General features: G+C 72.0%; 17 protein-coding genes and 1 pseudogene. 9 read left to right on the top strand and 9 right to left on the bottom strand.

Annotated elements, in window-relative coordinates:
- The 3 genes from BHU15_RS34950 to BHU15_RS34960 form a co-directional block, all read right to left on the bottom strand.
- Positions 1–837: Clp protease N-terminal domain-containing protein (locus BHU15_RS34950; RefSeq protein WP_069630799.1), on the bottom strand; the 837-nt coding region annotated here is incomplete at its 3' end.
- A gap of 120 nt (positions 838–957) precedes the next feature.
- Positions 958–1,647 carry a response regulator gene (locus tag BHU15_RS34955; protein WP_069630800.1) on the bottom strand — a complete coding sequence of 230 codons (690 nt, stop codon included), beginning with the start codon at positions 1,645–1,647 and terminating at the stop codon, positions 958–960.
- A 6-nt stretch (positions 1,648–1,653) separates the two neighbouring features.
- Positions 1,654–3,648, bottom strand: a complete 1,995-nt coding sequence (locus BHU15_RS34960) for a sensor histidine kinase (RefSeq protein ID WP_171908513.1) — start codon at positions 3,646–3,648, stop codon at positions 1,654–1,656.
- 77 nt (positions 3,649–3,725) lie between these two features.
- Here BHU15_RS34960 and BHU15_RS34965 point away from each other — a divergent pair, with 77 nt between their 5' ends.
- Entirely contained in the window at positions 3,726–4,517 is a 792-nt protein-coding gene (locus BHU15_RS34965; RefSeq protein WP_069630801.1) for a class I SAM-dependent methyltransferase, read from the top strand.
- Positions 4,518–4,552: 35 nt separating this feature from the next.
- On the opposite strand, the gene BHU15_RS34970 is transcribed toward BHU15_RS34965, so the two are convergent.
- Both BHU15_RS34970 and BHU15_RS34975 read right to left on the bottom strand, forming a co-directional pair.
- Positions 4,553–5,101, bottom strand: a complete 549-nt coding sequence (locus BHU15_RS34970; protein ID WP_069630802.1) for an NIPSNAP family protein — start codon at positions 5,099–5,101, stop codon at positions 4,553–4,555.
- Positions 5,098–5,568, bottom strand: coding sequence for a hypothetical protein (locus tag BHU15_RS34975; RefSeq protein ID WP_069630803.1), 471 nt, complete (start codon positions 5,566–5,568; stop codon positions 5,098–5,100). The genes BHU15_RS34970 and BHU15_RS34975 overlap by 4 nt, the downstream gene beginning before the upstream one ends.
- Positions 5,569–5,624: 56 nt before the next feature.
- Between BHU15_RS34975 and BHU15_RS34980 the strand changes: the two genes are divergently transcribed.
- Positions 5,625–6,554, top strand: a complete 930-nt coding sequence (locus BHU15_RS34980; RefSeq protein ID WP_069630804.1) for a helix-turn-helix transcriptional regulator — start codon at positions 5,625–5,627, stop codon at positions 6,552–6,554.
- Between the two features lie 47 nt (positions 6,555–6,601).
- Here the strand turns inward: BHU15_RS34980 and BHU15_RS34985 are convergent, their stop codons facing one another.
- Positions 6,602–7,363 carry a dienelactone hydrolase family protein gene (locus tag BHU15_RS34985; protein ID WP_069630805.1) on the bottom strand — a complete coding sequence of 254 codons (762 nt, stop codon included), beginning with the start codon at positions 7,361–7,363 and terminating at the stop codon, positions 6,602–6,604.
- A gap of 262 nt (positions 7,364–7,625) precedes the next feature.
- On the opposite strand from BHU15_RS34985, the gene BHU15_RS34990 reads away from it, so the two are divergent.
- On the top strand, positions 7,626–8,186 hold the full coding sequence (locus BHU15_RS34990) for a hypothetical protein (RefSeq protein ID WP_069630806.1): 561 nt from the start codon (positions 7,626–7,628) through the stop codon (positions 8,184–8,186).
- A gap of 30 nt (positions 8,187–8,216) precedes the next feature.
- On the opposite strand, the gene BHU15_RS34995 is transcribed toward BHU15_RS34990, so the two are convergent.
- Complete coding sequence (locus BHU15_RS34995; protein WP_141726950.1) at positions 8,217–9,191, bottom strand: hypothetical protein; 975 nt, start codon at positions 9,189–9,191, stop codon at positions 8,217–8,219.
- Between the two features lie 20 nt (positions 9,192–9,211).
- On the opposite strand from BHU15_RS34995, the gene BHU15_RS35000 reads away from it, so the two are divergent.
- The 5 genes from BHU15_RS35000 (at position 9,212) to BHU15_RS35020 (ending at position 16,378) form a co-directional block, all read left to right on the top strand.
- Positions 9,212–10,513: a CapA family protein gene (locus BHU15_RS35000; protein WP_255293283.1), complete on the top strand. Its 1,302-nt coding sequence runs from the start codon at positions 9,212–9,214 to the stop codon at positions 10,511–10,513.
- 243 nt (positions 10,514–10,756) lie between these two features.
- Entirely contained in the window at positions 10,757–13,093 is a 2,337-nt protein-coding gene (locus BHU15_RS35005) for a HAMP domain-containing protein (RefSeq protein ID WP_255293284.1), read from the top strand.
- Positions 13,094–13,099: 6 nt separating this feature from the next.
- A complete protein-coding gene (gene pgsB, locus BHU15_RS35010) occupies positions 13,100–14,776 on the top strand; it encodes a poly-gamma-glutamate synthase PgsB (RefSeq protein WP_069630809.1) in 1,677 nt (558 codons plus the stop codon).
- On the top strand, positions 14,773–15,255 hold the full coding sequence (locus BHU15_RS35015; protein WP_023540944.1) for a poly-gamma-glutamate biosynthesis protein PgsC/CapC: 483 nt from the start codon (positions 14,773–14,775) through the stop codon (positions 15,253–15,255). Before pgsB ends, BHU15_RS35015 begins: the two co-directional genes overlap by 4 nt.
- 40 nt (positions 15,256–15,295) lie before the next feature.
- Entirely contained in the window at positions 15,296–16,378 is a 1,083-nt protein-coding gene (locus BHU15_RS35020) for a C40 family peptidase (RefSeq protein WP_069630810.1), read from the top strand.
- Positions 16,379–16,410: 32 nt separating this feature from the next.
- Here the strand turns inward: BHU15_RS35020 and BHU15_RS35025 are convergent, their stop codons facing one another.
- Positions 16,411–18,216: a DUF8823 domain-containing protein gene (locus BHU15_RS35025; protein WP_069630811.1), complete on the bottom strand. Its 1,806-nt coding sequence runs from the start codon at positions 18,214–18,216 to the stop codon at positions 16,411–16,413.
- Between the two features lie 187 nt (positions 18,217–18,403).
- Entirely contained in the window at positions 18,404–20,410 is a 2,007-nt protein-coding gene (locus BHU15_RS40810) for a serine hydrolase (protein WP_255293285.1), read from the bottom strand.
- A 124-nt stretch (positions 20,411–20,534) separates the two neighbouring features.
- Between BHU15_RS40810 and BHU15_RS41775 the strand changes: the two are divergent.
- A pseudogene (locus BHU15_RS41775) lies at positions 20,535–20,735 on the top strand (hypothetical protein); the annotation flags it as partial.

The following is a 20,735-nucleotide window of genomic DNA, read 5'->3' on the forward strand; positions in this document are numbered from 1 at the left end:
GTGGTCGGGGGTGGTCAGGGCTTGGTGGGCCGAGGCGTAGTCGATGCCCAGGGCCGCCAGTCGTTCGCCGCCCGCGTACTGGGCTTCGCCCGACAGGTGGGGGTGCTGGAGCGCGACCTCGTGGGTGGCCAGGATCGCGAGCAGTACGTGTTCGGTGCCCACCGTGCCGCCGCCGAGGCGGCGGGCCTGCTCGAAGGTTTCCAGGCGGACCCAACCGGCTGGCAGCGACGCCCAGTTGACTCCGCCGAGTTTGATCATCCAGCGCATCCAGAAGGACACCCGCCGGTACTGGCCGCGACCGAGGAGAACGTCGCGGGTGGCGTGCAGCAGGGGGTCGAGGGCGTCCTCCCGGCTCCCGGGCCCGCCGTCGAGGCGGGCGCGTACGGCCTGGGGGGTGATGCCGCACACGGCCAGCAGCTCCACGGCGCGGTTCTCCTCCTCCAGCAGTCCCCTCAGCAGGTGGTCCGCGCCGAACTTCGCCGCGTCCGTCCGCCGCGCGTCACCCATCGCGGCGGTCAGCGCCCTGGCCGCCGCGCCCGTGTAGTGGGTGCGCCGGTCGCCGTCCTCGCCCAGGATGTCCTCGGACGCGACGCTCGCCTGCGCGTCGTCCGCGGTGCTCCACGCGCCGTCGTCGTCCTTCCTGTTCCGCAACACCGTCAGCAGGGCGATCTTGGTGGCCCCTACGTCCGCGAGTGCTTCGCGCGCCGGCCCTTTGGCCGTGGTGAGGCCGGCCAGCAGGTGTTCCGTGCCGATGGGCGCCTCGGCGTCCCCTCGCGCGCCACGGGCGGCCCCCAGGATGCCCACAATGTTCCAGTCGGGCGACGTGATCGCTTCCATTTCGGCCTGTCCTCTCTCCGCTGCTCTTGACCAACAGCCTCGCCGATCAGGGCGGGAGAGCGCGTCGCTCCGCAGAAGGAACCGCGTCTGTACCTTCGGATACAGACGGGCCGCGCCGGCTCAGCTCAGCGGCGGTTTGGGACGTACCAGGCCGGCGTCGTACGCGAAGATCGTCACCTGGACCCGGTCCCGCAGATCCAGCTTCCTGAGCAGTGCGTTGATGTGGGTCTTCACCGTGCCCGTGGCGACGCCGAGACGGGCGGCGATCTCGGCGTTGGCAAGGCCCGTCGCGATCAGTGAGACGACCTCGCGTTCACGAGGGGTGAGGGTGTCCAGGACGTCGGGGACGATCTGTGGTGCGGGGGCGGCGGCGGTGAACGTGTCGATGAGGCGGCGGGTGATCGCGGGGGCGAGCATCGCCTCGCCGGTGACCACCACCCGGAGCGCCGTGAGGAGTTCGGCCGGGTGGGCGTCCTTGAGAAGGAAGCCGGAGGCACCGGCGCGCAGGGCCTCGTAGACGTACGAGTCGAGGTCGAAGGTCGTCAGGACGAGCACCCGCGGTACGTGGCCCGATGGAGCGCCGGTCAGGAGGTTCGTGGCCGTGAGGCCGTCCATGCCGGGCATACGGATGTCCATCAGGACGACGTCCGGGCGCAGCCGGTCGGCCAGGGTGACCGCCTCGGCGCCGTCACCCGCCTCGCCGACCACCTCGAAGTCCGGCTCCGCGTCGACGATGGCCGCGAATCCGGCGCGGACCACGACCTGGTCGTCAACGACCAGGACCCGGGCGGGGGCGGCGGGTGAGGTCATGGGGCGTCACTTTACCGAGCCTTCGCGGGGACGGTCGGCCGGGACCGTGGGCGGGGCCTCGGCGGGGGTGCCGTCGCGCAGGCTGCCCAGCAGCTCACGCATCGCGGCCAGCGACTCGCGGGCTGCCGGGGCGACGTCGTCGAGGCGGCCCTCGTCGGCGGCTCTGACCACTTCACGCGTACGGGACAGGACCACGGCCCGCAGTCCGGCGGCGACCCGCTGCCGCTCCTGGTGCGCGGCGGCGAGCGCCTCGTGGACGACCGCGCCCAGTTCGTCGTGCTCGCGGCGGGCGATGCGCCCGTGCCGGGACCGGACCGCGAAGCCCGCCAGCCACGCGCCGCCGAACACCGGCAGCAGGAACACGGTCAGGGCGACCACGCAGAGCGCCACGGTGCCGGTTCCGGCCGGATCTCCGCCGATCACGCCGTCGCGCGCCGCTGTCACCGTCACCGCGCAGGCCAGCACCGGCGCGGCCAGCGGCACCGATGCCCAGGTCGCCCACGGATCGCGCCCGTACACCCCCACCGCGTACACCCCGCCCAGCAGCGCGCAGGTGCCCGAGGTCAGGGCCAGCCAGGGATCCGCGCCGGAGCCGGGCGGCCACGGCCACAGCCAGGCTCCGGCGAGCAGCGCCGCCAGCACCGGCCAGGGTGCCGTCCGCCGCCACAGCAACGGCAGCAGCTGCACGACCAGCAGCGCGCCCAGCAGCGAAAGTTCGCCGGGCGCGCGCCGGGTCTCGTTGAACAGGAACACCGCAGGGAGGAGTCCGGCGGCCGGCAGCAGGGCGTGCGAGGCGAGGCGCCAGTCCAGCACACGGCCCCGCCCGGCTGGCGGACGCGCGCCCTGTCCCGGGTGGGCCGGCAGTTCCGCCCGTACCGACCAGCCGCCGGCCGGACCCGGTCCGGCGGTCACCGTGCCGCCGACCGCCTCGGCGCGCTCGCGCATGCCGGTCATGCCCCGGCCGGATCCGAGACCCTGGCGCCGGGCGGTGGGGGCACCGGCCCCGTCGTCGTCCACGGTGAGCGCAAGCCACCCCTCTCCGAGGTCCCGCAGGCCGACGCGTACGACTGCTCCGGGCGCGTACCGCAGTGTGTTCGTGAGAGCTTCCCTGGCGATGCCGAACACCGCCTCCGCCACCTGCTTGCCGACTCCCGCACCGCCCGTGTCGTGCGTGATCTCCACCCGCTGTCCGAGGCGGATGAAACCGCCGGCGAGTTCCTCGATCCGGGAGCCCAGCGGGACCTCGCCGCTCTCCTCGGCGGTCCCCAGCGAGGTGACCAGGCGCTGCACGGTGGTCAGGGTCTCGCGGCCGGTACGGGCGGCGAAGTCGAGGGCTTCGGCGCCCAGTTCGGGACGCGCGGCGGCGAGATGCTGGGCGGCCTCCGCGGTGACGACCACGGAGGTGAGGTGGTGGGCGCTGACGTCGTGCAACTCCCGTGCCAGCCTGCGGCGTTCACTCGCCCCCGCACCCTGCCCGTCGGACCGGGCACGGGCGAGGCGGACGGCGGCCCGCTCGCGTGCGGCCGTCCGGTGGGCGCGGGCTCGGCCGAGGCCGACCGTGCCCAGGTGGAACGCGGCGGTGGCGGCCAGTCCGGCACCGGACACCGGACTCACACCCTCGGAGATGAAGCCCAGCAGGCCCTGGTAGCAGACGAGGACGCCGACGGCCCGCAGCGTCACCGGCAGGGTGGTGCGGGCGGCGACCGAGTACACGGCCACGAGGTCGGCCACCATGGTGAACATCTCGACCGCGTACGAGTCCACCATGAGCACGGCCGGTGCGTAGCAGACGGACACCCCGGCCAGCGCCCACACCGGCGCCCGCCGTCGCAGGCCCAGCGCGACGGTCGTCCCGGCCGCCACGGCAAGGGTGGGCGCGAGGTCCGCGCGCAGGGCGTCGAAGCCGCCGTCCAGCACCACGGGTCCCGGCCACACCAGGAGGCAGACCGCGACCATCGGGGGCAGCAGCCGGCCCAGTACCGTTTCCACAAGGACACGCATGACGACATGAGCGTACGACGGGCCCCACGCGCCGTGCGCGAACCCCGGCTTCCCAAGGCCGCAGCAGGGAGTTGAACGTGCAGGACAGTGGTGTCGACCCCGTTGCCCACAATCGGGCAGCCTGGGACAAGTGCGTCGAAGACGGCAACGAGTGGTCGAGGCCGGTGAGTGCCGAGGCTGTCGAGCGCGCCCGCGGGGGCGACTGGTCGATCGTTCTCATCGGGCGTCAGCCGGTCGACCGCTCGTGGCTCCCGGCGGACCTGACCGGCAAGGACGTGCTGTGCCTGGCCTCCGGCGGTGGCCAGCAGGGTCCGATCCTCGCCGCCGCGGGGGCGCGGGTCACCGTCTTCGACAACTCACCCCGCCAGCTCGGCCAGGACCGGATGGTGGCGGCGCGCGACGGGCTCGACCTGCGCACCGCCCTGGGCGACATGAGCGACCTCGGCGCCTTCGGCGACGCGGCGTTCGACGTCGTGTTCCATCCGGTCTCCAACCTCTTCGTACCGGACCTGGCACCGGTGTGGCGGGAGTGCTTCCGCGTCCTGCGGCCGGGCGGGACTCTGCTCGCGGGCTTCCTCAACCCCGATGTGTACCTGTTCGACCACGAGGCACTGGACGAGCGCGGCGAACTGACCGTCGTGCACAAGCTGCCCTACAGCGATGTCGCGCGGTACTCCGCCGAGGAGCGCGCCACGAAGTTCGGCGCGGGCGCTCCTCTTGAGTACAGCCACACCCTCACCGACCAGATCGCCGGGCAGCTCGCCGCGGGGTTCGTCATCGGCGGTTTCGCGGAGGCGCCGCACCAGTCCAACGCGTCCGCCCAGTACATGTCGCACTATTTCGCGACGCTGGCGGTCAAGCCGGGCTGACGGACCTCGGCGTCACGGGGCCCTTCGGCGTCACGTCAGCTCGTCACCGGTTCGAGGCGCAGTCGCCGGGCCGGCCACGGCGGGGGCTCGGCCGGGCCGAACCAGAGGCGGACGTCCTCGCCCGTGCGGACCGGCAGGAGCGGGTAGTCGTTCTCGGCGTGCTCGGTGCGGTGCAGGGCGTGGTGCGGGCGCAGGTGTCGGGCGGCGTACGGGGTGAAGGACGGCGCGTCCGAGGGGTGGCAGATCGTCGCGGCGATCTCGCGCACCCCCGGCTCCGGCTCGAAGCCCGGCCCCCGCAGCAGCAGGACGTCGTCGCTGTCGGTCATCGTCCCGTTGGCCGCGTCGCGGTGCTCGCGCCAGACCGGTCCCGTGTAGAACGCCTCCAGCGCGCGGCGGCGGTGGGCCATGTCGGGGAACGCGCGCAGCCAGACCAAGCGGTCCGGGTCGTCGAGGTCGCGGAACCGGCCGCCGACGGTGATGCCGACCGCCTGCTGACCGGTCACGAACTCGCGCTCGAACAGCTCGATCAGCGTCTCCCGGGCACCGGGACGCAGGGTGTACTGACGGAACTCGACGATGCTCATGCGCCGGCCGCCCCGGTACGGGTGAGGTCCATGACCCAGTTCAGCTCCCACGTACCGCCGTCGTCGCCGGAGAACTCCTGCTCCCAGCGGGCGGTGTCCGGGCCGAGGCGGTACCAGACGAAGTGCACCCGGATCGGGCGGCCGTCGTAGCTGTCCTCGCCGTGGAAGTCGCCGCGGTCGCCCGTGAAACCGCCGGTCACCGGGGGGTCCAGGCGGCCGATCCGGCTGTCCGACCAGTGGATCGACCACCGGCGGGTCTCGCGGTCGAGCAGCCGCAGGGTCACTCCCTGGCGGCCGAGGGTGGGGAAGGTGATCTCGTCGATGTTGCCGGCGCCCCCGAAGAGCGGCCGGATCACCGCGTGGCCGGGGAACTCCTCCCAGGTGCCGCCCGGCGGGGAGGCGAGCGGGGTGGTGAGGCGGCGGTTGGCCACGTCCCAGGAGCCGTGCAGGAAGTCGAAGTCGTTCATGCGCCGCAGGTTAGGGACACTCCACTGACATCCACTGTCAGTGGATACTGGGGACCATGCGCGCGAGCCGGCTGGTCACCCTGCTTCTGCTGCTCCAGAACCGGGGGCGGATGACGGCCCGGCAGCTGGCCGAGGAGCTGGAGGTCTCCGTCCGTACGGTCTACCGGGACGTCGAGGCGCTCGGCGCCGCCGGGATCCCGCTGTACGGCGACGCCGGACACGCGGGCGGCTACCGGCTCCTCGACGGCTACCGGACCCGCCTCACCGGGCTGACCGCGGACGAGGCGCAGGCGGCGTTCCTCGCCGCGCTGCCCGGCACCGCGGCCGAGCTGGGGCTCGGCGAGGCGCTGGCCACCGCCCAGCTCAAGTTGCGGGCGGCCCTCCCGGCGGAGCTGCGCGAGCACGCCGGGCGGATTCAGGAACGCTTCCTGCTCGACGCGCCCGGCTGGTACGGCGACGCCGACCGTACGCCGTATCTGGCCGTGATCGCGGGCGCGGTGTGGGCGCGGCGGGCGGTGGTTCTGCGGTACCGGCGCTGGCGGGCGCCGGAGGAGATCGAGCGGCGGGTGGAGCCGTACGGGCTCGTCCTCAAGGCCGGCCGCTGGTACCTGGTGGCGGGCGGGCCGTCCGGCATCCGTACCTACCGGGTCGACCAGATCCTCGAAGTCCACGCCCTGGCAGACGAGTTCGCGGTCCCGGACGGGTTCGGCCTGGCCGCGTACTGGAGCGGCTATCTGGCCGACTTCCGGGCCCGGCTGCACACCGGGGACGCTCTGGTACGGCTCACGCCCGAGGGCGCCCGGCGCCTCGGCGTGACGCCGGTGGGTGACGGGTGGACGGAGGCGCGGGTGCCCATCGAGTCGGTCGGCCACGCCCACGGGGAATTCCTGCGGCTGGGCACCGACATCGAGGTCCTGGCACCGGCCGGACTCCGCGACCGCATCGCCCAGACGGTACGGGCCCTGGCCACCCGCTACGAGGGGTGACTCCGGCCCGACCGCGCCGGTGGTGACGCGGTCGGGGCGGTCGTGCGTCAGACGGCCCGGCGGACCGGCTTCAGATGGCGGTCCAGGAACCGGCCGCCGTCCTCCAGTTCGAACCACGGTGTGCCGGTGTGGCCGCCCAGGTTGGCGTGCAGCGTCTTCTCCTCGCTGCCGAAGGCGTCGAACAGGTCCAGGGCCCGTTGCCGGGGGTTGCCCTCGTCGTCCCACTGGAGCAGGAACAGCAGCGGGATGGTGACCTGCCGGGCCTCCTCGCGCTGGGCGCGCGGCACGTAACCCCCTGCGAAGAAGCCCGCGGCCACGATGCGCGGCTCGACCACCGCCAGCCGGACACCGAGGGCGGTCCAGCCCCCGGAGTACCCCACCGGGCCGCCGATCCCGGGCAGTTCGAGGAGGGCGTCCAGTGTGGTCCGCCAGTCCGGGACCGCGTTCTCGACCATCGGTCCGATCAGGGACTCGAAGATCTCGTCGACCGGCTCACCCGCCCCGATCGCCCGGCGGAGGTCCGCACGGGCCTGCTCGGCGGCGGCGGTACGGGGGCGGTCACCGCACCCGGCGGCGTCGATGCCGGCCACCGCGTACCCACGGGCGGCGGTGTAGCGGGCGCGGGCCACCAGTCGGGGATCCGCCTTGGGCAGGCCGTTGTTGTGGGCCATCAGGACCAGGGGAACGGGTGCGACGGGTGCGACGGATTCGGGCGATCCCGGCGTCCAGAGCGTGCCGGGGATCTCGCCGAGGGTGAATTCGCGTTCGAGGACGCCGTCTTCGAGGCGTCGTTCAGAAGTGAAGTGCATGGTCGTGCCTTTCGGGAGTGCGCGGAACGGCGCTCCCGGACGACCTATCGCCCGACCGTGGCCCCAGAGGGAAGCACCCATGTCGAAACTGCGTTCACGGGTACCACCTCCTCGTTCTCATCCACGGCCCCCGGGAAAGTAGCAGCGGGCGCCGTGGTCCGCCAACGGGTTTTCGCGGAATGTGTCCCCGCGAGCGCGGAATGAACCGTTCGGGCGGGCGGCACGTTGAGCCAGAAATTTCAGATCAGGGAAGGGACTTCACATGGACTTCGAGATTCACGAGCAGCCTCAGCCTCCGAGTACCGCTCGTGAGCTGGTCGACCAGTTGGGCATGGAGGCCGCCCGGGAGGCCATGCCCCCGGCGGCGCAACAGGCCTTCGACCAGGCGAACCCATGGCGCCGTATCGAAAGAGCTCACGAACGCCTCACTGACGCCGCAGAAGAGCTGAACGCCTTCGACCAGGATGTGGCACAGGCAATCACCGACCGGGGATACGGCCCCCACGAAGCCCAGGCCGTGTACAACGCCACGGCGCCTGACCGCCAAGAGCTGGCATTAGGCGTGCAGAACGCCCAGCAGACGGCGACCGAGAGGCTCGACACCTACCGCGAGAATCTCATCGGTCACATACAGAACAACGGCCTCACGCAGACAGTCGCGGCACGGTCGGGGCAGTACAGCATGCCGATGACCACCGCGGGCGCCGCCTCCCTCTCACCCGGCAACGGCCGAAGTGGCGGGCGCGACCAAGGCGGCGGCGGTAGCCGCCGGAACCCCTTGGGGCACAGCAGCGGCAACCGACGACGCGGGCGCACGTCCTGACCGGGAGCCGACAGTGGGGCGGGGCGCGGGTCAGCCGCGTCCGTCCCACTCCCGGACCGCCTTCGCCATCGCCGCGACCGCCCTCGCCGTGCGCGCCGCGTCGCCGCGTACCGCGCGGCTGACCTCCACGTGCAGGAACGGGACGTCCTCGGCCGCCGCGAGTCTCCCCTGTTTGTTGTTGCGGCCTTCGAGCGGGCACTTGTCCACCCAGGCCCGGCACACCCGGAAGCCGTCGTCCTCCAGCGCGTCCGCCATCGTGCGGCCCTGGGGGCGGGCCACGGTGCCGGCGCCCGTGGAGACCACCACGTCGCGGCCGGGGACGCTGCTGTCGGCGAAGCCGTGGACCTGGATGCCGGGGATCCGGCGGGCGACGAGTTCGACGGTGATCGCGTGGAACACGGTGTCCCTGCGGTGGGCGACGTCCGCCGCGTCGCCCTCGCCCGCCCTGCGGTGGGCGCCCGCGACGACCAGGATCCCGCCGGGGGCGGCGCGCAGCACGCCCGTGCCGAGGCGGTCGCTGTACGCGTCGGCGACCGGATGCGGGACCTGGACGCTGTAGCGGGGCGCGGTGTCCAGGTCGATGTAGACCCGTCCCCAGCCGCGCCGGGTCTCGTCGCCACGGTCCGCGATCTCCGCGTACCGGCGGCCGGGCCCGTCCCGTACGACCCGTACGCCGAAGTCCACGTCGGCGAGTCTGCTCGCGGCCTTCTCCCGCTCGCCGTCCACGTACAGCGCGACTCCCTCGGCCAGGGCCTCGCGCTCGGCGCGGTCCGGGGGACGGAAGCGGGAGTCGGCGACGACCTCGGAGGCGTACATGGAGAGCCGCCGCTCCAGACCGGCGGCCGGGCCGTCGGTCGGGGCGGGACCGGGGTTCGGGCCGTCGGTGCGGGACCGGTCGAGCGCCGGTACGACCACGGCGACGGCTGCCACCAGAAGCGCCAGAAGTACGGCGGTGCGCGACAGGTTTGTCGGTGCCGTTATCTTTTTGGTCGGATCAGGGCTCATGTTCGAGTGAAAGTATCAGGGTGACAACGCACCGAAACACGTCCATCGCAGGCAGCCGCCTGCCCCGGAGCGCCGTGGCCCTCACGCTCGCGTTCCTCGCCACGACCGCGGCCGGCTGCTCCCTCGTCGGCGGCGACAGCGGCTCCGCGGGCGCCAAGGGCGAGCCGGCGTTCACCGTGGCCGCGGCGGGCGACATCCTGATCCACCCGCAGCTGACCGAGCAGGCGTACCGGGACGCGGGGGTCACCGAGGTGCCCGAGGCGGTCGGCAAGAAGGTCGGCGCCGACGTCCCGGATCCGGACTTCACCAAGATCATGGCCGGGGTGAAACCCGTCATCAGCAAGGCCGATCTGGCGATCTGCCACTTCGAGCCGGTGGTGGCCGGGCCGAAGGGGCCCTTCCGCAGCTTCCCCGACTTCCTCGTACCGCCGCAGATCACCACGGCGATCAAGAAGACCGGTTACGACACCTGCTCGACCGCGTCCAACCACACGCTGGACGACGGCCCCGGCGGCGTCACCCGCAGCCTCGACGCCCTGGACGCGGCCGGGCTGAAGCACACCGGCTCCGCACGCAGCGCCGCCGAGGCGGCCAAGCCGCTGATCGTGGACGTGAAGGGCGTGAAGGTCGCCCAGCTGTCGTACGCCTTCGGGTTCAACGGCCGTGAGATACCCAAGGACAAGCCCTGGATCGCCAACACGAACTCCTTCGACGCCATCGCGGCGGCGGAGAAGGCCGCGCGCGAGGCGGGCGCGGAGGCGGTCATCCTGAGCATCCACTGGGGGCGTGAGCACCATCCCGACCCGAGCGCGTCGCAGCTCAAGCTGGGGCGGCGGCTCGCCAAGGAGACCGGGATCGACCTGATCATCGGCCATCACGCGCATGTGGTGCAGCCGATGGAGAAGGTGGACGGCACCTGGATCGCCTACGGCCTCGGCAACCAGCTCGCCCGGCACGACGTGCCGTCGGGGCTGACCGAGGAAGGCGCCATCGGCTGGTTCGAGTTCCACAAGAAGTCCGGGGGCGGCTGGGACGTGGAGGCGCGGTACGCGCCGACGTTCGTCACGATCCCGCCGGAGGAAGAGGGCAACTCCGGCGATCCGGACACGGACGGCGCCGCCGTCGAGCAGGCCGCCCCGGGCGCGAAGGGCGCGGCGACGGACCACCGGCTGCTGGACATCGCCGGCGCGCTGCGCGACGACAAGGACCTGTCCGCCGAGGAACGTGCCCAGTACCGGCTCGCCTTCGAACGCACCCGGGGCACGATGCTCAACCGGGGAGCGTCGAAGGACGGCCTGCGACCGCTGAGCGACATGCCCTAGGCGGGCGGTGTCCGGCGGGCGCGGTACGGCGCGGGTGTCCGCCCCGCACGCACCCGCCCCCGCGCGGCCCTACGCGCGTTGACGGAATCACCCGGTCCAAACGTCGCGTAGATCACACTGGTCACCCTTGGTGCAACCTTCCCCAAGGCTTGCGAGTCGATTACTTCCGGCTGGGGCTGTTCTCCGCGCGCCCGCACGCACGCACAGAACCCGCCGATCACGAACACCCGAAGGGGAACGCTCATGGCCGCTTCGTCCGCGAAGCGACGGCACAAGGTCCGCAGGCGGGCCGACATGTCCCTCTTGGGCGGCATACGCCCGCCCATCGCGGTGCTGTCCGCGCTGCTGCTCTCCCTCGCCGGAATCACGGCCCTCGGTTTCGGCCGGGCCGGTGAGGAGTCCGTCCCCAAGGCCGTCATGACCTCGCAGCAGCGCTTCGCCGAGGACGGCGCCGTCGCGATGCGCGCCTCCATCGACGAGAGCGCCGCGGACCTCGCCAGAACCGCCGGACTGTTCAACGCGGGCGACCCGGCCCAGCCCGACGCCGTCGTCGACAAGATCGGCAGCGTCTACCAGAAGTGGGTCGGCACCGCCGTCGTCGAGATCTCATCCGGCCGGATGCTCGCGGCCCGCGGCGAGAACGTCCCCGTCGCCGCGATCGACACCTCCAAGCTCTCCGAGAAGGACGGGCTCAGCCCCCGTATGGTGCGCCTCGCCAACGGCGAGACCCGGCTGCTCTCCCTCCAGCTGCTGTCCTGGAAGGGACAGCCCCAGCAACTGCTCATCGCCTCCAGCAGCCTGCGCTTCCCCGGCATCAGCCTCGGCAAGTTCCGCTCCATCGCCGTCATCGACAGCACGGGCCGCATCCTCAGCAGCGACGGCATCCCGGAGAGCGAGCAGGTCCTCACCGAGGACCAGCGCACCGGTGTCGAACGCTCCAAGAAGCAGCTCTCGGCGTTCGCCAAGGTCGCCGCCAAGCGGGCCGAGGAGCACCCCCTCAAGGCCAACGACCCCGGCGAGGGCGGCTATCTGGGCGTCAGCGGCAGTCTGCGCGGCGACACCTTCCAGGGTGACCGGGCCGTCGCCGGTTACGCGGCCCTCACCGGCCCGGAGCCGGGCAAGGGCACCGTCGCCACCTCCCTCGGGCTGACCGTCGTCGCCATGGTGGATGTCGCCGAGGACCCGACCCGGGTCACCGACCCGCTGTTCGGGCTGCTCGCCGCCGGTGCGCTGCTGCTCATCGGCGCGCTCGCCGTCGGCGTCCTGCTCGGTACGGTCCAACGGCCGCTGCTGCGCCTCTTCCTGGAGAGCCGGCGGCTGACCCGCGACGATCTGACCCGCCCGGTCAGCGTGCCCCGCTTCGGTGAGGCCGCCCGGATCGGGCAGGCGCTGGAGCGGCTGCGCCGCCAGCTCCTCGGGGAACGTGACGACGCGGAGGGGGCGGGCGGCCCGAAGTCCCGCCGCCGGGGCCGGATCGGGGCCCGCGCCCTGCTCGCCGTCAGCGGCATCCTGCTGCTCGTCTGGTCGGCCCCCATGCTGCTGCTGCTCAACCGGGCCGACGCCACCGCCGTCGTACCGGAACAGATCACCAACGACCAGCGCGAGCGCACCGACACCCTCTCCGACCGGGTGCGCCGCTCGCTCAACGAGGGCCACGCCGACCTGGTGTCCGTCGCCGGACTGCTCGGCGAGCGCACCTCGCCCGAGGACATGACCAAGGTCCTGGACCGCACGCGCAGCGACCACTCGCGCTACCGCTCGCTCTACGTACGCACCGGCGACGGCAAGATCATCGCGCAGTCCGGCGAGTCCCCCCGGCTGCCCGAGGACAAGAAGAGCGAGAACAAGGACGGCCATCCGTTCGCCGACCCCATCACCGTCCTCAACGACTCCGGTACGGAACCGGTCATCGCCAGCTACGCCGAACTGCCCGGACGCGACGGCAGCACGGTCATCGGCGAGTTCCGCATCGACTTCATCAACTCCCTCCTCAAGCGGCCGGGGCTCGGCGAGATCCGGGTCGTCGACGCGGAGAGGCGGGTCCTGGGCGGCAACACGGGCTATCTGGCCTTCGAGAAACTGCCCTCGGCGCGGCTGACCGAACTGGCCGCGGGCACCAGCCAGAAGACCGGCATCAGCGCCCGCGCGGGCGGCATCGTCTACCGCGACGGCGGCGGCGTACAGGTCGCGGGCGCGGCCCCGTTCGTCGGCGGCGGCGCGGCCAAGTCGCTCAACTGGATGGTCGTGAGCTGGCAGCCTGCCGCCGGACTCGCGATCCCCGAGTACAGCCTCCAGAACCGCACCGTCCTCGCGGGCCTCCTCGGCATCACCGCCGCCGCCGCGTGTCTGGGCTGGCTGCACATCATCGTCGTACGGCCGCTGCGCGAGGTGGCGAAACAGGCCGAGGCACTCGCGGACGGCGACCGCCGCACCGTGCTCTACCCGCGTCACCACGACGAGGTCGGCGCCATCTCCCGCTCCCTGGAACTGCTGCGCCAGCAGGTGCTCGAACAACGCAAACGGGACGGCGCGGGGGCGACGGCCCCCGCCGCCGTACGCGCGCCCGCCGGAAGGAACTGACCGACCGTGCTCTTCCTCTACATCGTCCTGCTGGTGTGCTCCGCCATCCTGCTGGTCGCCGGCGTCGTCGAGCAGCGCCGCCACTTCACCAACCTCAACCGCATCCCCTCCCGCGTCCTGGTCAACGGCATCCGCGGCAAGTCCTCCATCACCCGGCTGTGCGCGGGCGCGCTGCGCGGCGGGGACCTGGTCACCGTCGCCAAGACCACCGGCACGGCCGCCCGCTTCATCCACCCGGACGCCACCGAGGAGCCGGTCTACCGGAAGTTCGGCATCGCCAACGTGGTGGAGCAGATCGGGATCGTGCGGCGCGCCGCCGCGTACAACCCGGACGCGCTGGTCATCGAGTGCATGGCCGTCATGCCGGCCCTCCAGGAGATCAACCAGTCGAAGCTGATCCGCTCCACGATCGGCGTGCTGTGCAACGTCCGTGAGGACCATCTCGCCGAGATGGGGCCGACGCTGGACGACGTCGCGCGCTCGCTGTCGCGCTCGATGCCGGAGGACGGCATCTGTGTCACGGCGGAGAAGGAGCGCTTCGACATCCTCCAGGAGGAGGCGGACGCGCGGAACTGCCAGTTGATCTACGCGGACCCGGAGACGGTCAGCGACGAGGAGCTGCGCGGCTTCAGCTGGTTCACGTTCAAGGAGAACGTGTCGATCGCACTGAAGGTCGCCGAACTCATGGGCGTGGAGCGCGAGACGGCGCTCCAGGGCATGTACGACGCGCCGCCGGACCCGGGTGTCCTGTCGGTCGAGCGGTATCTCACGCCGGACGGGAAGCGGCTGCGGTTCGCCAACGTCTTCGCCGCGAACGACCCCGAGTCGACGCTGATGAACATCAACCAGCTTCTCGACCTGGGCGCCATCGCCCGCCCGCTGAACGTCGTCATCAACTGCCGCCCCGACCGCGTCGAGCGCAACGGGCAGATGGGCGAGATCGTCCCCGACCTCCAGCCGGACAAGGTGTTCGTCATCGGGCACCCGGCGAAGAGCGCGATCGACGCGATCCCGGCCGAGTGGCGCTCGCGCGCGGTGGACCTGGGCGGTGACAAGCGCGACCCGGAGGAGTTCATGCGAGAGCTGCTGTCGCAGCTCGGGGCCGACTCGTCGCTGGTCGCGATCGGCAACATCCACGGGCAGGGCGAGCTGCTGCTGGAGCACCTGGCGGAGCTGCCGGCGGACGAGACGCCGGACCCGGACCTGGACATCGACGTGGTCCCGGCCGCGGCCCCGGTCCCGGCCCCCTCGTCAGCCGTGACCCCGGCCCTCGCCCCGGCGCCGGCCGACGACCCCGCCGCCACCGCCGCGCTCCCGGTGGTCGCCGTACCGCGGCAGACCCCCCGGCGGGAGATCGCCCCGGCCGCCGAACTGGTGGCCCGCCTCACCGCACAGCCGCCGGCACCCGCCGACGCCAACTCACCCGCGTCGCCGGACACCACCGCTCAGCACCCGCGCCACGACGAGACGATGAGGCTCCAGCGCTACTCGCCCCACATCGACCCGTTCCAGCCCTATCCCCAGGCGTACGAGGAGCGTTACCAGCGCCCGGCCGCCGCCGCACCGCGCGGCCCCTTCGAGCCCGTACGGATGCCGGACCCCGCGCCGGACAACGACGAGCCACAGCCTCCTCGGTCCCCTCGCACTCCCCACACTCCGCACAATCCTGGAGAACACCGTTGATCCCCGCAGTCCTCACGCCCGAGATCGCCGCGATAGGCATCGGCCTGGGCCTGATGTTCTCCCTGATCTGCTACCTGACCACCAACCTCTCCCCCGGCGGCATGATCACCCCCGGCTGGCTGGCGCTGACCCTCGTCGAGGACCTCCAGCGCGCCGCCATGGTCGTCGGTGTGACCGTGCTGACGTATGTGACCACGCTCCTCGTCCAGCGCTTCGTGATCCTCTACGGAAAGCGGCTGTTCTCCACCGTCGTCCTGATCGGTGTGCTCCTCCAGGCGACCGTGATGTTCGTGCTGTCGCTGGAGTTCCCCCTGCTCTACGCGAACCAGACCCTCGGCTTCATCGTGCCGGGCCTCATCGCGTACCAGCTCGTCCGCCAGCCCAAGGGGGCGACGATCCTCGCCACCGGCACGGTCACGCTCATGGCGTACGTCGTCCTGACCGCCGGCATCCTGCTCGGCGCCCTGCCCACCACCTGACCCTGACCCCGACCACTGAAGCCTCCGGAGCTGACCTCTCATGAGTGCCAAGGCCAAGAAGCGCGGCGGTCGCCGTGTGCTGCACGCGACCACCGTCATCGCGCTGCTCGCGGGCAGCGCGTATCTCACCGTCGAACTCCGCAAGGACGAGCAGGCGAAGGCGCCCGCCGTCCAGGCGATCACCGACACCCCGGACCTGACGTCGGCCGGGGACGCGCGGTCCGGTGAGCAGAAGTGGGAGCGGCTGAAGAACCCCGAGCGTTCGGTGCTGCGCTCCGGGAGCGGAGCCGTGCTCGCCACGTTCACCGACGGCGCGCGCACGGCGACGCTGACCGGGCCGAGCCGTACGTTCTCCGAGCCGACGAGCACCAAGTCCCGGGTGGTGACGGAGAACTGGGTGCGGCTGATGCCCGAGCCGTGGAAGAAGGACGCCGAGAAGGAGAAGTGGTTCAAGGACTGGTTCGAGGAGTTCTACGGCAGCGAGGAGGACGACCTCTTCGCGTTCGCCTTCCAGTACGTCGAGGGCGCCCCGGTCAAGGAGGACGACGAGGGCACCCCGTACGCCGGTGACGCCGACTTCGGCCCGATCAACCCCGAGGGCAGCGAGGGCGCGGACTACCGGCTCGAACAGTCGGACTTCTACGACTACCTGGGCATCCCGTACACCTTCCGCGACGGCACGACCATCCAGCCGGAGCAGAACAAGTACCGCGCCATCGACTGCTCGGGCTTCATCCGGACGGTCTTCGGCTACCGGGGCCGGTTCCCGCTGATGGCCGACGACAAGAGCGGTGACGGCCTGCCGCGTACCGCCAACGGCATGGCCCGCTCCAGCACCGGCACGGACATCATCAAGCTGAAGGGGAGCACGCCGTTCGAGCGGCCGAAGTCGATCAGCGTCCTCCAACCCGGCGACCTGGTCTTCTTCAAGCTCGACGCGCGGACCAAGGAACGGCTGGACCACGTCGGGATGTACATGGGCGTCGACACCGACGGGCACCAGATCTTCGTCTCCAGCCGCGAAGAGGTCAACGGCCCGACGATCGGCGACAAGGGCGGCACGTCACGCCTGGACGGCAACGGCTACTACGCGAAGACGCTGCGCAGCGCCAAGCGCCTCTGAACGACGGACGTCGCGACGGGGACGGGCCGCGGTCAGTCCTCGTCGCGCAGCTCCTCCGGGCAGGGCGTGCCCGGACGGACCTGGTACGGGGCGGAGATGCGGTACGTCCCCGGGCGGGGGGCCAGCAGCTCCGTCCACTCGTCGCCCTCCGCGTTCTTCTCGGCGCGGAACACACAGCCGTGGGGGTTGGTGAACTCCTTCGGGCCGTCGCCATCCCGCGCCTTCGACGCGGCCGTCTCCTCCGGGCGGTCCATGCTCTCGCCCTTCTCGTCCACGAGGGCGAGCCAGCGCGAGTACGGGATGCGGATCAGCACCCGACCGGCGGTCTTCACCTCTATGGTCAGCTCGTTGGCCGACGCGCGCCGGACGACCGCCGGCGGGTCGGCCAGCGGCATCGGGTCCTGGACCTCGTAGAGCTGCCAGTTGGCGTCGCCCCACAGATGGTTCAGATAGGGCAGCCCGCGCTCCACGAGCTTCGCTTCGAGGTCGGCGCCGTTGTCGGGCCGGCCCTTGGGCAGCACGACGTAGGAGACGGCCCAGCGGTCGAGCCAGGCGCGGTAGCTGTCGTCGGTGAGGCTGTCGTCGTAGAAGAGCGGATTGCGCTCCATGTCGGCCTGCCGGTTCCAGCCGCGGGCCAGATTGACGTACGGCGCGAGCGCGGACGCCTCGCGGTGGCTGCTGGCGGGTACGACCTCCACGCGTCCGCGCTCGGCGCCGACCTCCTGCAACTCGTTGATCAGCGGGGCCAGTTCACGGGTCCAGGAGGCGGTGGGCGCGGTGCGGATGATGTCGTCGACGCCCTTGTAGCCGATCCAGAAGTTGAACGCGACGAAGGCCAGCACCAGCGCGTACCACTTGCGGGAGCGCGGCACCGCGTACGGCAGCGCGGCGAGCAGCACCACACCGCCGACGATCATCGCGAGGCGTGAGACGTTGGAGCCGATCTGCGAGTCGATCGCCCAGGTCAGCACCGTGCCGACGCCGTAGACGGCGGCGGCGGTGCGGACCGTGTGCCAGTCGCGGGGCACGAGGAAGAAGGCGACGACGGAGAAGAGGACCGGCAGCGACGCCGTCCCGACCGACATCGGCTGGGTGCCGGAGAACGGGAACAGCCAGGCGGAGAGCGCGACGACGGCGACCGGGGCGAGCCCGACCGCGTACGCTCCGGGGCGCCGCTTGTTGAGGAACAGCGCGGCGGCGACGACACCGAGGAACAGGCCCGCGACGGGACTCGCGGCCGTGGCGAGCCCGGCCAGCGGCGCGGCGACGACGCCCTTGGCCCAGCGCTTGTAGCGCCAGCGGTGCGGCCAGCAGAAGACGGCCGCGACGGCGCCGAGCGCGAACATCGTGCCGAGGCCGAAGGTCACGCGGCCGGAGAGCGCGTTGCAGAGGAAGGCGAAGACCCCGGCGAACGAGCACGCCAGCGGATTCCGGACGGCCTTGACGCGGTACAGGATCAGCGAGGTCAGGGCGGCCGAGACGGTACCGACGATCATCATCGTCGTACGGACACCGAGCAGCGACATCAGATACGGCGAGACGACGCTGTACGAGACGGGGTGCATCCCGCCGTACCAGGCGAGGTTGTACGCGGAGTCCGGGTGGCGGCCGACGAACTCGGCCCAGGCGTCCTGGGCGGCGATGTCGCCGCCGCTGTTCGCGAAGAAGAAGAACCAGAGGATGTGGACGGCGCCTGCGACGGTGCCGGTGAGCAGGACGGGGTGCCGCAGTACGCGGCTGCGCAGGTCCTTGGCGGGCTGCTCCCCGGTCTGAGGCTCCTTGGTGTCGGTACCCGTGCCGGAACTGCCGTCGGCGCGCGTCGGCTCAGCGGTGGTCACTGCGGCTCTCCCCGTCTCACCGTCTGCCCGGTGTGCCGGCCCCCCTGGTCCGTCCCGTCCTGGAGGATGTAAGGACGCCGTACCCGCGTCCCGAGTTGCCTGGCTGCCCTGCGTCGGACGCTAGCACGCGGCCGGGCGCGGGGAGGACGCCGTTTCCGGCGCCCTCCCGTGCCGAGGGCCGGCCGGCTCAGCCGACCCGGGGCAGCTTGTCGAGGAACGAGGCCTCGGCCAGGTCGCTCTGGAGGGCCACGGCGACCTCGACCTGGCTCTTGCCCTCACCGACGGTGAGCGTGCCGATGTGCGTTCCGGCGGCGGCGCTCTGCGGTACGGACTTGGCGCCGTCGGTCAGTTCGAGCTTGACGGTCAGGCCCGACCAGCCGACGGCCTTGACGTCCTCGACGGCGACGAGCGGGACCTTCGTGCCCAGACCGTTGTCGACCTCGCCGACGACCTGGCCCTTCTTCACTATCGTGGCGCCGTCCAGCTCGTCCTGCGTGGCGCGCATGACTTCCTTGCTCGCCGCGTTGACGGTGTCGATGATCGGCGCCTGGTGCTGGCCGAGGATCGCGCCGACGATCAGCTGGTCGGTGTCGCCGACCATCTTGTGCGCGGCGAAGAGGAGATTGCCGCCCGCCTTGGTGGTGGAACCGGTCTTGATGCCGAGCGCGCCGTCGTACGGGACGAGGGTGTTGTAGTTCCGCCAGGTCTTGCCCGACGGGTCCGTCCACTCGGGGAGCTTGGTGATGTCCATCAGCGCCTCGATCTCGACGAGCTTCTGACCGAGCTTCACCTGGTCCTCGGCGGAGCTGACGGTCGTGGCGTCCAGGCCGGACGGGTCGGTGTACTTGGTGTTCTTCATGCCCAGCTCTTCGGCGGTGTCGTTCATCTTCTTGACGAACTCCTCCTCCGAGCCGCCGGTGTCCCAACGGGCCAGCAGGCGGGCGATGTTGTTCGCGGACGGGATCATGAGGGCGGCCAGCGCGTCGTGCTGGGTGAGCTTGTCGCCCTCCTTCACGGTGTTGAGCGTCGACTCGCCCTGCGCGTCGAGCCCGCCGTCCTCCTCGGCCTTGGCGTCGACCGTGATGCTCGGGCCCTGGGCGCCCTTCTTCAGGGGCTTGTCCTTGAGGACGACGTACGCGGTCATCGCCTTGGCCACACTGCCGATGGGCACGGCCTTCTGCTCACCGAACGAGTCGACGGTGCCGAGCCCGGTCGCCGCCATGAAGCCCTGCCCCTCGCCGGGCCAGGGCAGCGCGGGCTTGTCGCCCTCGAAGGTGTACGCGGAGTTCGCCGTCAGCTTCAACGACGGTGTCGGGAGCGGACGTACGGCCTGGACGACGGCGAAGATGATCAGCGCGAGTACGAGGAGCGGCGTCCAGATCTTGACCCGCCGCACGACGGTCCGGGCCGGGGTCTCGGGCGGCGCCGGCTTGTTGGTCAACTCGGCCAGCAGATCGAGCGGCGGCAACGGCGGCATGGGCTGCTGCCGGGTCCGCTCGGCCTCGACGACGGGGCTTCCGGCGGGCTGCGCGGGTGCCCGCACCTCGTCGGCCCGCAGGGGCACGAATTTGCTGGTGCGCTCAGCGGGAAGCTCCGCGGGCTGCGGCGGCAACTTGAGCATGGCGGTGGGCTGATCGACCCCACCGGTCGCGGCCCCGTCTTCCGACCCGGCCGGCGCGGAGTCCAACGCCTTGAGTACGGCGGTCTTCCGATCGACGGGCGCGGCGTCGGCCTCCGGCGCGGCTTCCGACCCGGCCGAGGGGGCTGCGCCCCCCGGCTTCAACGCCTTGAAGACGGCGGTCTTCCGATCGACACCAGGCTCATCAGGCGTGACCCCGGTGGCCGGTGCCGCGTCCGGCTCGGCGGAGCCAGGCGCGGACTTGGGCGCGCCGCCCGCCGCCTGGGCGGCATCCGACCCGGCGGCCGGGGCCGACGCCTCCGGCTCGGCAGAGCCGGTCGCGGACTTGGGGGCGGCATCCGCCGCCGTGCGGGAGTCGGCCTTGGCCTCCGGCCTCAACGCCTTGAAGACAGCCGTCTTCCGATCGACACCCGGCTCATCGGACGTGCCCCCGGTGACCGGTGCCGCGTCCGGCCCGGCAGAGCCGGGCGCGGACTTGGGCGCGCCGCCCGCCGCCTGGGCGGCATCCGGCCCGGCGACCGGGGCGGATGCCGCAGGCAGAACCTCCGACCGCACCGGGTCAGCTTCCGGCTCGGCAGAGCCCGGCGCGGACTTCGGCTCGCCGCCCGCCGCCGTACCGGAGTCGGCCCCGGCGGACGGGTCGACAACGGCCTCCGATCCAGCGCCCGGCTCGTCGGCCGTGGCAGACGACGCGGGCAAAGCCTCCGACCGCGCTGGAGCAGGCGCCGGGGCGGCGTCCGGCTCGGCGGAGCCGGGCGCGGACTTCGGCGCGCCGTCCGCCGCCGGGGCGGCATCGGCCTGGTCGGCCGAGCCGGGCGCGGACGTGGGGGCGGCGTCCGCCGTCTGGGCGGCATCCGATCCGGCGACCGGGGCGGATGCC

This window comes from Streptomyces niveus, from assembly GCF_001723055.1.
In the GTDB taxonomy this organism is placed as follows: domain Bacteria; phylum Actinomycetota; class Actinomycetes; order Streptomycetales; family Streptomycetaceae; genus Streptomyces; species Streptomyces niveus.

Excerpts from the sequence above, each read along its gene's own strand:
- BHU15_RS34990 (WP_069630806.1), top strand. The coding sequence starts at position 7,626 with ATGGACTTCGAGATTCACGAGCAGCCTCAGCCTCCGAGTACCGCTCGT.
- BHU15_RS34985 (WP_069630805.1), bottom strand. The coding sequence starts at position 7,363 with ATGCACTTCACTTCTGAACGACGCCTCGAAGACGGCGTCCTCGAACGC.
- BHU15_RS35020 (WP_069630810.1), top strand. The coding sequence starts at position 15,296 with ATGAGTGCCAAGGCCAAGAAGCGCGGCGGTCGCCGTGTGCTGCACGCG.
- BHU15_RS34980 (WP_069630804.1), top strand. The coding sequence starts at position 5,625 with ATGCGCGCGAGCCGGCTGGTCACCCTGCTTCTGCTGCTCCAGAACCGG.
- BHU15_RS34995 (WP_141726950.1), bottom strand. The coding sequence starts at position 9,191 with ATGAGCCCTGATCCGACCAAAAAGATAACGGCACCGACAAACCTGTCG.
- BHU15_RS35005 (WP_255293284.1), top strand. The coding sequence starts at position 10,757 with ATGGCCGCTTCGTCCGCGAAGCGACGGCACAAGGTCCGCAGGCGGGCC.
- BHU15_RS34975 (WP_069630803.1), bottom strand. The coding sequence starts at position 5,568 with ATGAACGACTTCGACTTCCTGCACGGCTCCTGGGACGTGGCCAACCGC.
- BHU15_RS34955 (WP_069630800.1), bottom strand. The coding sequence starts at position 1,647 with ATGACCTCACCCGCCGCCCCCGCCCGGGTCCTGGTCGTTGACGACCAG.
- BHU15_RS34970 (WP_069630802.1), bottom strand. The coding sequence starts at position 5,101 with ATGAGCATCGTCGAGTTCCGTCAGTACACCCTGCGTCCCGGTGCCCGG.
- BHU15_RS34960 (WP_171908513.1), bottom strand. The coding sequence starts at position 3,648 with ATGCGTGTCCTTGTGGAAACGGTACTGGGCCGGCTGCTGCCCCCGATG.